An 11,104-nucleotide genomic window follows, 5' to 3' on the forward strand; every position below is an offset into this window, starting at 1 on the left:
TAGTGAAAAGTCGGAATTGGTCCGGCTTTTTCTTATTAAAAGATACTTCTTTTATAGTAAAGCGATATAGATCAATGAAAAGCGAGGAAAAAACTTTGAATAAAGTAACTGTTTTAGGTAGTTTAAATGTTGATACAATTCTTCAAATTCCACGTTTGCCTCAACCAGGCGAAACATTAGCAATGTCTGATAAACGTAATGCTGGTGGTGGTAAAGGTGCTAATCAAGCAATTTCAGCTGCACGTTCAGGAGCAAAGGCCTCATTTATCGGGAAAATCGGTGATGATGAAAATGGAAGAATGATGCTTAGTTTCCTGAAGGATGCAGGCATTAACACTGAACAAGTTACCGTTTCAGGTAAGGGAACTGGACAAGCATTTATTTTGCTTCAAGATAGTGGTGAAAATAGCATTATTATTTTTGGTGGTGCTAATCAAGAAATTCGTGATAAAGATATTGAAAATGCACGTGAAATGATTCAGTCATCAGATTTTATTGTAACTCAATTCGAAACTCCTTTTGATCAAGCAACCCATGCTTTTAAAATTGCTAAAGAAGCAGGCGTAGTAACTGTTTTAAATCCAGCTCCAGCACATAAAAATGTTGATCCAGAGTTATTAAAAAATGTTGATTTAATTGTGCCAAATGAAACAGAAGCTGAGATTTTAACTGAAATTAAGGTTATTGATGAAATTACTGCCCATGAAGCAGCTAGCCGGTTGCAAGAATTAGGTGCTCGAAATGTCATTATTACATTAGGTGGTAAGGGTGCTTATTACAAGACTGCAAATGAAGAAAAATTAGTAAAAGCATTTAAAGTTGAAGCAGTTGATACTACTGCTGCTGGAGATACGTTCCTAGGAGCATTGGTTAGTCGATTGAAAAAAGATTTTAGTAATCTTGAAGAATCAATTATTTATGCAAGCAAGGCATCTTCAATTGCAGTTCAAAAAGTTGGTGCAATTCCATCAATTCCTTCTGAACAACAAGTTTTATCCGCATTAGAAGAAGATCAAATTTAAAAACTAATAAAAGTTAGAAAATAGGCTGTACTTTAACACAGCCTATTTTTTATGATTGAAAATATTTTTCTGAAAAAAGAAAAAATTTACGTACTTAAAAGATTGAGGGGAGGTATTGCAATGAATAAAAGTACTCAATTATTTGAAATTCTAGATGAAGCAGTTGAAAATCGCACTAGTGATATTTATTTTTTGCCACAAGAACATTGCTATAAAGTTCAATACTATACTAAAGGAAAATATATAAACTATTGTGATTTAAGCTTTACGAAAGCAGATGAATATATTAATTATTTCAAGTTTCAAGCTAATATGAATATTAGCGAACGAAGACGACCACAAGCAGGTAGTTGGCGATATAATTATCAAAATAAATTAAATGTGAATTGCCGTTTTTCAAGTATTGGTGACTTTTTAGGAAGAGAAAGTCTAGTAATTCGTTTGATTTATCTGCTAGAAACTCATGGTCAGCGTTTTTTTGAAGTACATCAATGGGTCAAAACGATTGAATATTGTCATCGCAGAGGACTTATTTTATTTTCAGGGCCGACAGGTTCAGGTAAAACGACATCAATGTATGAATTAATTCGCCAATTTTCTGATCAACAAATATTAGCAATCGAAAATCCAATTGAAATTTACAATCCTGATATTTTACAACTTCAAGTTAACGAAAAAGCAGGAATCACTTATGAAGATCTAATCAAAGTCGCTTTAAGACATCATCCTGAAATTTTTGTAATTGGTGAAATTCGTGATGAAAAAACAGCTCAAGCCGCAATTCAAGCTGCCTTAAGTGGTCATCTCGTATTAAGTACAGTTCATGCTAAAAGTGCACGCGGAGTGATCGAAAGATTGCTTAACTTAAACATTTCAATGGTTGATTTAAAACAAACCCTTCGGCTAGTTAATTATCAGCGGTTGATTCCAGATGTAAATAATAATTTAAAAGTATTATTTGATCAACTGGAATTGAAAACCGGATCATTTGAAAAAATATTACAAAATTCAGAAGTAAGTTCAGAATGGAGAAAAAAACTTGAAAAACAATACTTACAACAAAATATCAGCGAAAACACTTATCAAAAGTATATTCATGGCTAAAAAAGCAAAAAGGTGGAATTTAAAACAACAAGTCGCTTTTTTTGAAACTTTAGCTGATATGCTTAATAGTGGCTTTTCAATTAAGCAAAGTATGCAAAATTTATCAATTTTATATCCACATTTAAGTGAAGATTTAAAGGATGTTTATGTTAATTTAACTGCAGGAAAATCTTTTAGTGAAAGTACAAGACAATATTTAACTTTTAACATATCAAATCAACTAGTTATTGCTGAAAAACATGGGCAATTGATTTTATGCGTCAAACAACTTGGAAAATACTTGCATAAAAAGCAAGCACAAAAAGAAAAATTAATTGGAGTGCTAATATACCCACTTATTTTACTAGGATTATTGATAATTATGATTAGCATTTTTGCAATCTGGTTAAAGCCAACTTTGTCATCCTTAGATATGAATAATTCAATGGATCATTTTCAAAAAATTTATGGTCAAGTTATTAAAGTTATTTTAATGATTAGTCTATTAGCATTAAGTGGATACTTTTTAAAAATTTTGATTTGGTGGAAACATCAAGGAAGTTTAAAAAGGCATGATTGGTATAGTCACTTACCAATATTAGGAAAAGTTTATCGTCTATTTGCTTATTATTATTTAAGTTTTAACTTAGCTTTATTGCTTAAAAGTGGGTTAAATTTACAAGAAATTTGTCTTTTCTTACGTTCTTTTGAGTCAAAATCACTAATATCTGAATTAGGAAATAGTCTAGAAAAACATTTAGTATCAGGCAAGCGCATTGATCACTTTATTGATAAATACGCATTTATTCCTGCAGAATTAAAAATTTTCTTTAATAAAGGTTACACTAACCAGGAATTAAGTAAGGATTTAATGATTTATTCAAAGACTCAGTATCAAAAAATGATGCGTGCAATTGATAATTTGATCAATGTAGTTCAACCGCTTTTATTTTTAATAATTGCATTAGTAATTATTGCAGTTTATTTATCAATTTTATTACCAATGTATTCAAGTTTAGGAGGAATTAACCAATGAAAAAGAAAGTTAAAGGATTTACATTAATTGAGATGGCAATCGTTTTATTTATTATTAGTTTGTTAATTTTAATCATTATTCCTAATATTAATCATCAACGTAAAAACGCAGTTAATGTAAATAGTGATGCAATGAAAACGGAATTGCGGACGCAAGCACAGTTATATTTATCTGAACATCCAGAAACGAGTGCAGCGAATTTATCAATTCCAATGTTAGTTAATGATCACTACTTAACTAGTCAACAAGCTAAAAAACTCAACGAACAAAAAATTACAATCCAGGATGTGCTTAATGAAAAGTAAGGCTTTTACATTAATGGAAATGACAATTGTCTTATTTTTGACAGCATTATTGTTACTGATTGGTTTTAAAATTTCACAAAAATCGCAAAATCAATTTATTGAAGAGCAGTTTATACAAAATTTAACCACAAAAATTAATGAGAAATTGACCTATGGGCGAAATCATCAAAAGTATATTAAATTTGTATTTTTAGATGACAAAGTAGTTATATATGATGGCACTACTCATGTTGAAAAGTGCCAATATCCTAAAAATTTAACAGTTCATGGGGTTAGGACAGAAATGTTTTCAGCTACAGGGGTAACTCGACCCCAAACAATTCAATTTGTGAATCATAAAGAAAAATATGGTTATGACTTAATTTTTGAACTCAGTTTTGGAGGAACTTACCGTGTACGAAAAAATATTTATAGATAGAAAAGTTTCGGGCTTTTTGATTGCAGATTCAATGATTGGGTTATTAATTATTTCAATTGCAATTTCACTTTTTTGTTTTAATCAGTCATGCTTTTCAAAATTAGAAAACGAATTGTATTTAACCAATCTTAAAGTACAGCAAGCCTATACCGAAAGTATTCAAAATATGAATAAATCGCAACAAATCAATCAAATAAAAATTCAAGATAAGCAAGGAAGTTTTTTGATTTATGTTAAATAAAAAATTATATGGTTTTTCGTTCGTTGAAGTTATCATTGCAATTTTAATTGCAAGTGTAGGATTACTTTTAATGGGTGGAATTTTATCTCCATTGTATCATCAATTTACAAGTAACAAAGGAATGAAAGTACGAATGCAATTAGAAAAAATGACCGCTACATTAGAATCTGACAGTATGAAATTTAGATGGGATGACACTATAAGTGGCTTTCCTAAAATCTATAGTGATACTCAAAAAAGCACATATAGGATGTTACAAAAGAAAAAAGCTTTAATTTTACAAAATGAAGAAGGACAAGGATACATGCCCTTATTGATGGGAAATGATGGATTTAAGTGGAAGTATTCAGAGCCAATTTTTGAAATTTGGATAAATTACGAGAAACATGTTTATCATAAAAAATTGTAATACCGAAGAGGGATTAAAATGAAAAGTAAGGTGAGTGCAATGTTAATGACTAGTGGAGTTTTCTTTCTGATTTTTTTAACGATTATTTTTTATGGTCAATTGTACTATTTTGGATCACAATTAAAGTTTTATCAAGAAGACATTGATTATAATAAGGCGAGAACAATGCGTAACATTGCTCAAAATCATCAATTAAAAGAAAATGAGATGTTAACATTTAATTTAGGAATAGTTGAATTAAAAAATAAAAAGTATGTTGTTAAGTTAAACTCTGGAAAAATTTATAATTTAGATCCAGTTTCAGTTGGCTTGCAATCAAAACAGTAAGTCGGTAAACTGTTACACGAATATAAATGATTGAGAGGAATATCTGGTGGAATTAAAAGAAATACAACAAACATATCAATTATTAGCACAAACTATAGAGATCTTGCAAAAAAAATTGGAATTATCGTACTTTGATGCACTTATTGAAACTTTAGGCAATCTTTTTGAAAGAACGATCAATGCACAAGAAGCATTGGATGAAACTACAGTTAATGAATTAGAAAAAATATACCATCAAGTAGATATTCAACAATTTTCAAGTGAAGAGATGCGGCAAATTATCCAATTATTATTGTTAAATTCATATAAAAAAGAATTTATCCAACCTAATCATCAAATGACTCCTGATTCAATTGGCTACTTAATTACATTTTTAATTGAAAAATTAAGTAGTAAAACTAAAGTAAATTCTATTTTAGATATTACAGTTGGTATGGGGAATTTGTTAAGTACAATTCTTAATAATTTAAAAAATGCAGGACTTGATCAAATTACTGCATATGGAATTGATAATGATGATACTTTATTAGGAATAGCTGATATTTCAATGATGTTACAAGGAAATACTTCAGTTGAGTTATACCATCAAGATGCTCTTGATGAAATGATTATTCCGCAAGTTGATCTTGTGATTGGTGATTTGCCAGTGGGATATTATCCACTTGATGAACGGGCGAAAAAATTCAAATCACATGCCCAAACAGGACACTCATTTGCTCATTATTTACTAATTGAACGTTCTTTTAGTCAATTAAAAGAAGGTGGTTGGGGAATATTTATTGTTCCAAGTGGAATTTTTGAAACTAAAGAGTCTCAAAAACTACTAGCAGCAATTCAAGATAATGGCTATTTACAAGGATTACTAAATTTACCTCAAGACTTGTTTGTTTCAGAAAAATCACGTAAAGCAATTATGTTAGTTCAAAAAAAAGGTATCAATGCTAAGCAAGCTAAGCAAGTATTACTTGGTGATTTTCCGTCATTAAAAAATAAAAAAGCATTTGACCGCTTTTTAGATGAAATCAGCAGTTGGGTTAAAGAGAATTTAAAATAAAAATTTTTAGATTGTGTTTTGTCAATTAAGACGTTTTAGTGTAGAATTTCAAGTTAGATACTAAATTATGGGAGGTGACAGGATGAACGAGAAGAAAAGAGAAAAATTGGAAGAACAACTTGCTAAAAAAGCAAAGGCAATTGAAGAGTATGCAAGTACAATTATTGTACGAAATGAAACGGATATTATTATTGATGGAGATCCCTATCAACTGGTTGAAAATTATCATGATGGGTTTCAAATTGATAAGCTAAAAGAACGTTTTAGTCCAATTTTAACGAAATTTGATTATATTGTTGGCGATATGGGATATGATCAGTTGCGTTTGCGAGGATTTTACAGTGATAAGCGGAAAGTGCAACCATCACAAAAAATTTCTCAATTACAAGATTACTTATATGAATATTGCAATTTTGGTTGTTCATATTTTGTGTTGAAAAACATGAAAACGCATGATAGTTTTCCTGCACCACAAAGAAAGCATCCAACAACTAAAAAGCGCCCTGTACGGAAGAAAAATTACAGTGAAAATCGAAAAAATACTAGTGTAAGAACAGTTAAATCTAAAAATAAACGTCAAGGAAGTCGACATTTTGTAATTCGACAAAAGAACCACCAAAATAGGAGGAAGACTGATGGCAAATAAACAATACAAAGGTTATTTGATTGATCTTGATGGAACAATTTATAAGGGAAAAGCTAAAATTCCAGCTGCAAAAGAATTTATTGAAAAGTTGCAAGCTAAGCAAATTCCATTTTTATTTGTTACCAATAATAGTACACGTTCACCAGAAAAAATTGTTGAAAATTTAGCGCAAAACTTTGATATTCATGTTTCTTTAGACAACATTTATAGTTCTGCAATCGCAACTGCAGATTACTTAGCTGATTTAAATAAAGACAAACGTCAAGTGTATGTTATTGGGGAATTAGGTTTAAAACAAGAGTTATTAAATCATGGATTTATTTTTAACGAGACAAATCCGGATTATGTTGTTGTCGGATTAGACTATGATTTTACTTATCATAAAATGGAATTAGCAACATTAGCAGTACGTAAAGGTGCACAATTAATTGGAACTAATCCAGATTCTAATTTACCAAGTGAACGTGGAATGATTCCAAGTGCTGGCGCCTTAGTTGCTGGAATTGAGTATGCTACTCAACAAAAAGCCACCTATATTGGTAAACCGGAAAGTATTATTATGGAAAAGGCTTTAGAAAAAATGGGCTTGAATAAAGCAGATGTCATTATGGTAGGGGACAATTATCAAACTGACATTATGGCAGGAATCAATTTTGGAATTGATACTTTAATTGTTTACACGGGATTATCTACTCCAGATGATGTTGCCCAAGTTGCTATTAAGCCAACCTACCAGCTGAAATCACTTGATGAATGGCATGTATAAAATGAATAAAAGTAGTTTTTTATTAGTAAGAGATATAGTTGTTATGTTATTAGCAACTATATCTTTTTCAGTTGCAGTTACTGTTAACTGTACCCCACTTTATAAATGGTTTGTTACATATTATCATTTAGCTCATTTAGTTAATTTGTCTTCTGTTGAATTAATGAGTAATTATCAAAATTTGTTAAAGTATTTGAATTGCTTTTGGATTCATTCATGGAAACGAACAATTCCAGCATCGCATGCCGGATTAGTTCATTTTAGTGATGTAAAAGGATTAATTCAAATTAACTGGCTGATTTTGTTAATAAGTGGAATTGGAGCAGTATATTTAATCAAGAAAAGAATGCAACAGCATCAAATGTGGCAATTAGTTATTCCACTACAATTTTTAGGGATGACAGTACTTGGGTTAATTTTTATTTTAATTGCAGATTTTAAAAATATCTTTTTGAAATTTCATCAAATTGCTTTTTCAAATCAAGATTGGCTATTTAACCCTAAAACGGATCCAATTATAAATGCATTGCCACCCGAGTTTTTCGAGATGTGTGCACTTAATGTTTTAGTGGTTTGTATCATTATTGGAATGTTAATCTATCTTCTTAGTAAGAAAGAATTAAAAAAATAAAGACTGTGAATTTCACAGTCTTTATTTTTATGATTTTTGTTTAGATGATCTTGATTTAAGTGCGCTAATGATTGCTGGAAGAAGTGAAACAACGATAATTCCAATGACAATCATTGAAAAATGTTCTTTCACAAATGGGAAGTTTCCGAAGAAATAACCTCCACCACAACATAAAATAACCCAGCAAATTGCACCTGCTACGTTATAGCGAATAAATTTAGAGTAGTTAACGCCACTTCCTCCGGCAACAAAAGGTGCAAAAGTACGAATAATTGGCATGAAACGTGCAAGTGAAATTGCAATGCTTCCATGTTTTTCAAAGAATGCTTCTGCACGATTTAGATCATCTTCCTTAATAAATTTTCCGAAAAATGAATTCTTAGTTAATTTTTTGCCGACTTTTTTACCAATAAAGAAATTCAATGAATCACCAGCAATTGGTGCAATTAAAAAGAGAATTACAAAAACACCAATGTTTAAATGGTATGCTGGATTTGCAGCTAATGCACTTGCTGCAAACAGTAGTGAATCACCAGGCAAGAAAGGTAAGATGACGGCACCTGTTTCTACGAAAATAATTAAGAAAAGGATTAAATAAGTCCAATCACCAAAATTATTTACAATAGAAACGAGGTGTGAATCAATGTGTAAAACAAAATCAATTAATTGTGACACATCAAACCTCCTAATAAGAAACAGTAATAATGTGATTATAACGTTTTGGAATAGTAAATACAATTAAAGATTAAAATTTTTCATTAATTGAGTACTATGAGTAGCTTGTCTTTTTTCAGGATAAATAGTGTTCATTGCATGATTAACAGCAATTGGTGCTTGACCAAAACCAGTTGCAATTAGATCAACATTACCTTCTTGAAATGCAGTGTCACCGACAGCATAAACGCCAGCAATAGAAGTTTGTTGATTATGTGCAACTTCAATTTGCCGATGATTAATTTTTAAATTCCATTTTTGCATTACACTAGTATCAGTCATGAAACCATAATTTACAATTAAGGCATCGGCTATAAGAGTTTTGAAGTCATCTTTAGTACGCGAACGCTTTAGAGTAATATTGAGTTGATCATTTTTTTGAGTTAATGATTCCACCATGAATGGAGTCAAAATTTGTGTATTGTCTAAGGCTTTAATTTTACTGATTGAACTTTCAAGTGCTCGAAATTGGTCTCGCCGATGAATAAGAGTAACATGATGAGCTACTTGACTTAATTCAAAAGCCCAATCGGCAGCTGAATCGCCTCCGCCTGCTATAACAATGTTTTTATCTTTGAACATTAAAATATCTGGAACGTTATAGAAAAGAAATTTGTTTTCAAATTCAGCAGCATTTTGAATTTTTAATTTACGCGGTTCAAATGCACCTACGCCAGTAGCTAAAATAATAGTCTTTGAATATGTTGTGCGTTTATTTGTAGTGATTTCAAAATAATCATTATTTTTATTGAAATTAATAACTGTTTCATTTAAGTGAATTTCAGGATTAAAAAAATCAAGTTGTGTTTTTAAATTTTCAATTAGTTCTGCTCCAGAAATTTTAGCAAAACCAGGAATATCATAAATTTGTTTTGAAGGGAAAAGAGCAGATACTTGACCGCCGATTTCGGATAAACTTTCAATTATTTGAATTTTTGCTTGACGCATTAAAGCATAGGTTGCAGTGAATAACCCAACTGGGCCGGCACCTACGATTGTAATATCATAAATATTATTTTCCATGATGAAAATCACCTTTTCTGAGTTTAAAAGTTTTCTAATTTTGTTATACTACATATTAGAAGAAATTAAAGGAGATGTCCATTGTGAATTACCCACAACTTAATTTAGAAAATGAAAAAGGTTCTAAAGCGACAATTAAGACTAATATGGGAACAATGCAATTTCAATTGTTTCCAAATTTAGCTCCAAAAGCAGTTGAAAATTTTGTAAGTTTAGCAAAAAACGGTTACTATGACGGAGTGATTTTTCATCGTGTAATTAAAGACTTTATGATTCAAGGTGGCGACCCAACTGGAACAGGAATGGGTGGTCAAAGTAAATGGGAAAAACCATTTGAAGATGAATTTTCAAATCAATTGTTTAATTTACGCGGAGCTTTATCAATGGCTAATGCGGGTCCTAATACTAATGGAAGCCAATTTTTTATAGTTCAAAATGCACATTTAGATGATTCCATGGTTAAGGAAATGAGTGCTGCAAGTTATCCTGATGAAATTATTGAAGAATATAAAAAAGGTGGAACTCCTTGGCTTGATCATCGTCACACTGTATTTGGTCATTTAATTGATGGCTGGAAAGTATTAGATCAAATTGCAGCTGTTAAAACTCTTGCAGGAGATAAACCTGAAAAAGACGTTGTAATTGAGTTAATTGAAATTACAGAATAGGTGTATGTAATGGATTATCGCATTGGAATGATTTTAACTGGGAAAGTAACTGGTTTACAATCATATGGCGCATTCGTAATGTTAGATGATAATACGCAAGGATTAATTCATATTTCTGAGTTAAAGCATGGATATATTACCAATATTGATGATTACTTGAAAGTAGGTCAAATGGTAAAAGTAATGATCATTGATATTGATGAGTATACAGGAAAGATCTCATTATCTTTAAGATGCTTAGAAAAACCATTTAATTTTAAATATAATCGTGAAGATATCACCCATCAATATAAAAAATATTGGAGTAATCGACATGTAGAAGAAGGATTTACTCCAATTAAAACGCATTTGAATAAATGGATTGAAGATGCATTAAATGATATTGAGAATGGAAAATAAAAAAATTCAAAAAAGTTCTTGACCTAAGACCAAAAATTATATATTATAATAAACGTTGTCAGCGAACGGTTGATTCATTAAAAAATTCAAAAAAGTTCTTGACAGGGTTTATTTTTTTGATTAAACTATAAAAGTTGTCAGTTCAAATCAAGAACGTTTAAAAAAAATATTTAAAAAAAGTTCTTGACATTATCAAATGACATGTTAAAATAATAAACGTTGTCTGATTGATAACAATAAGTTGTAGATCTTTGAAAACTGAATAACGTTTCGATAAACAAATGTGCAGGGCAATTCATGAAAATGAAATGCAAACATATTTGCGAAGTCAATTCGCTAGTAAATGAGTCACAAAACTTTTT

16 protein-coding genes are annotated in these 11,104 nt (G+C 30.4%); 14 read left to right on the top strand and 2 right to left on the bottom strand.

Going from position 1 to position 11,104, the window contains the following annotated elements; translation table 11 throughout:
• Positions 1-74: 74 nt before the first annotated feature.
• The 12 genes from rbsK to ACWCL1_RS06800 all read left to right on the top strand — a co-directional run bounded on the left by rbsK (position 75) and on the right by ACWCL1_RS06800 (position 7,938).
• Complete coding sequence (rbsK, locus tag ACWCL1_RS06745; RefSeq protein ID WP_454546143.1) at positions 75-1,022, top strand: ribokinase; 948 nt, start codon at positions 75-77, stop codon at positions 1,020-1,022.
• Between the two features lie 120 nt (positions 1,023-1,142).
• Positions 1,143-2,126, top strand: a complete 984-nt coding sequence (comGA, locus tag ACWCL1_RS06750) for a competence type IV pilus ATPase ComGA (protein WP_454546144.1) — start codon at positions 1,143-1,145, stop codon at positions 2,124-2,126.
• On the top strand, positions 2,119-3,141 hold the full coding sequence (gene comGB, locus ACWCL1_RS06755; RefSeq protein WP_454546145.1) for a competence type IV pilus assembly protein ComGB: 1,023 nt from the start codon (positions 2,119-2,121) through the stop codon (positions 3,139-3,141). The genes comGA and comGB overlap by 8 nt, the downstream gene beginning before the upstream one ends.
• On the top strand, positions 3,138-3,446 hold the full coding sequence (locus ACWCL1_RS06760; protein ID WP_454546146.1) for a prepilin-type N-terminal cleavage/methylation domain-containing protein: 309 nt from the start codon (positions 3,138-3,140) through the stop codon (positions 3,444-3,446). The genes comGB and ACWCL1_RS06760 overlap by 4 nt, the downstream gene beginning before the upstream one ends.
• Positions 3,436-3,864 (top strand): hypothetical protein, encoded by a 429-nt coding sequence (locus ACWCL1_RS06765; protein ID WP_454546147.1) that lies wholly within the window; start codon positions 3,436-3,438, stop codon positions 3,862-3,864. Before ACWCL1_RS06760 ends, ACWCL1_RS06765 begins: the two co-directional genes overlap by 11 nt.
• Entirely contained in the window at positions 3,839-4,105 is a 267-nt protein-coding gene (locus ACWCL1_RS06770; RefSeq protein WP_454546148.1) for a hypothetical protein, read from the top strand. The genes ACWCL1_RS06765 and ACWCL1_RS06770 overlap by 26 nt, the downstream gene beginning before the upstream one ends.
• Positions 4,095-4,514, top strand: a complete 420-nt coding sequence (locus ACWCL1_RS06775; protein ID WP_454546149.1) for a type IV pilus modification PilV family protein — start codon at positions 4,095-4,097, stop codon at positions 4,512-4,514. Before ACWCL1_RS06770 ends, ACWCL1_RS06775 begins: the two co-directional genes overlap by 11 nt.
• 18 nt (positions 4,515-4,532) lie before the next feature.
• Entirely contained in the window at positions 4,533-4,841 is a 309-nt protein-coding gene (locus ACWCL1_RS06780) for a hypothetical protein (RefSeq protein WP_454546150.1), read from the top strand.
• A gap of 46 nt (positions 4,842-4,887) precedes the next feature.
• Positions 4,888-5,895 carry a class I SAM-dependent methyltransferase gene (locus tag ACWCL1_RS06785; protein WP_454546151.1) on the top strand — a complete coding sequence of 336 codons (1,008 nt, stop codon included), beginning with the start codon at positions 4,888-4,890 and terminating at the stop codon, positions 5,893-5,895.
• 82 nt (positions 5,896-5,977) lie between these two features.
• A complete protein-coding gene (locus tag ACWCL1_RS06790) occupies positions 5,978-6,541 on the top strand; it encodes a YutD family protein (protein WP_454546152.1) in 564 nt (187 codons plus the stop codon).
• Positions 6,531-7,307: a TIGR01457 family HAD-type hydrolase gene (locus ACWCL1_RS06795; RefSeq protein WP_454546153.1), complete on the top strand. Its 777-nt coding sequence runs from the start codon at positions 6,531-6,533 to the stop codon at positions 7,305-7,307. The genes ACWCL1_RS06790 and ACWCL1_RS06795 overlap by 11 nt, the downstream gene beginning before the upstream one ends.
• Positions 7,308-7,350: 43 nt before the next feature.
• Positions 7,351-7,938, top strand: a complete 588-nt coding sequence (locus ACWCL1_RS06800; RefSeq protein WP_454546154.1) for a TIGR01906 family membrane protein — start codon at positions 7,351-7,353, stop codon at positions 7,936-7,938.
• 27 nt (positions 7,939-7,965) lie between these two features.
• On the opposite strand, the gene ACWCL1_RS06805 is transcribed toward ACWCL1_RS06800, so the two are convergent.
• Both ACWCL1_RS06805 and ACWCL1_RS06810 read right to left on the bottom strand, forming a co-directional pair.
• On the bottom strand, positions 7,966-8,613 hold the full coding sequence (locus ACWCL1_RS06805; RefSeq protein ID WP_454546155.1) for a VTT domain-containing protein: 648 nt from the start codon (positions 8,611-8,613) through the stop codon (positions 7,966-7,968).
• 63 nt (positions 8,614-8,676) lie between these two features.
• A complete protein-coding gene (locus ACWCL1_RS06810) occupies positions 8,677-9,678 on the bottom strand; it encodes an NAD(P)/FAD-dependent oxidoreductase (RefSeq protein WP_454546162.1) in 1,002 nt (333 codons plus the stop codon).
• Positions 9,679-9,758: 80 nt separating this feature from the next.
• On the opposite strand from ACWCL1_RS06810, the gene ACWCL1_RS06815 reads away from it, so the two are divergent.
• Both ACWCL1_RS06815 and ACWCL1_RS06820 read left to right on the top strand, forming a co-directional pair.
• A complete protein-coding gene (locus ACWCL1_RS06815; RefSeq protein WP_454546156.1) occupies positions 9,759-10,343 on the top strand; it encodes a peptidylprolyl isomerase in 585 nt (194 codons plus the stop codon).
• 9 nt (positions 10,344-10,352) lie between these two features.
• Positions 10,353-10,742: a CvfD/Ygs/GSP13 family RNA-binding post-transcriptional regulator gene (locus tag ACWCL1_RS06820; RefSeq protein ID WP_454546157.1), complete on the top strand. Its 390-nt coding sequence runs from the start codon at positions 10,353-10,355 to the stop codon at positions 10,740-10,742.
• Positions 10,743-11,104: the final 362 nt, after the last annotated feature.

Source organism: Ligilactobacillus sp. LYQ135, from assembly GCF_053711055.1.

Coding starts and splice junctions, on each gene's coding strand:
- ACWCL1_RS06780 (WP_454546150.1), top strand. CDS start 4,533: ATGAAAAGTAAGGTGAGTGCAATGTTAATGACTAGTGGAGTTTTCTTT.
- ACWCL1_RS06790 (WP_454546152.1), top strand. CDS start 5,978: ATGAACGAGAAGAAAAGAGAAAAATTGGAAGAACAACTTGCTAAAAAA.
- comGB (WP_454546145.1), top strand. CDS start 2,119: ATGGCTAAAAAAGCAAAAAGGTGGAATTTAAAACAACAAGTCGCTTTT.
- comGA (WP_454546144.1), top strand. CDS start 1,143: ATGAATAAAAGTACTCAATTATTTGAAATTCTAGATGAAGCAGTTGAA.
- ACWCL1_RS06795 (WP_454546153.1), top strand. CDS start 6,531: ATGGCAAATAAACAATACAAAGGTTATTTGATTGATCTTGATGGAACA.
- ACWCL1_RS06775 (WP_454546149.1), top strand. CDS start 4,095: ATGTTAAATAAAAAATTATATGGTTTTTCGTTCGTTGAAGTTATCATT.
- ACWCL1_RS06760 (WP_454546146.1), top strand. CDS start 3,138: ATGAAAAAGAAAGTTAAAGGATTTACATTAATTGAGATGGCAATCGTT.
- rbsK (WP_454546143.1), top strand. CDS start 75: ATGAAAAGCGAGGAAAAAACTTTGAATAAAGTAACTGTTTTAGGTAGT.
- ACWCL1_RS06765 (WP_454546147.1), top strand. CDS start 3,436: ATGAAAAGTAAGGCTTTTACATTAATGGAAATGACAATTGTCTTATTT.
- ACWCL1_RS06820 (WP_454546157.1), top strand. CDS start 10,353: ATGGATTATCGCATTGGAATGATTTTAACTGGGAAAGTAACTGGTTTA.
- ACWCL1_RS06800 (WP_454546154.1), top strand. CDS start 7,351: ATGTTATTAGCAACTATATCTTTTTCAGTTGCAGTTACTGTTAACTGT.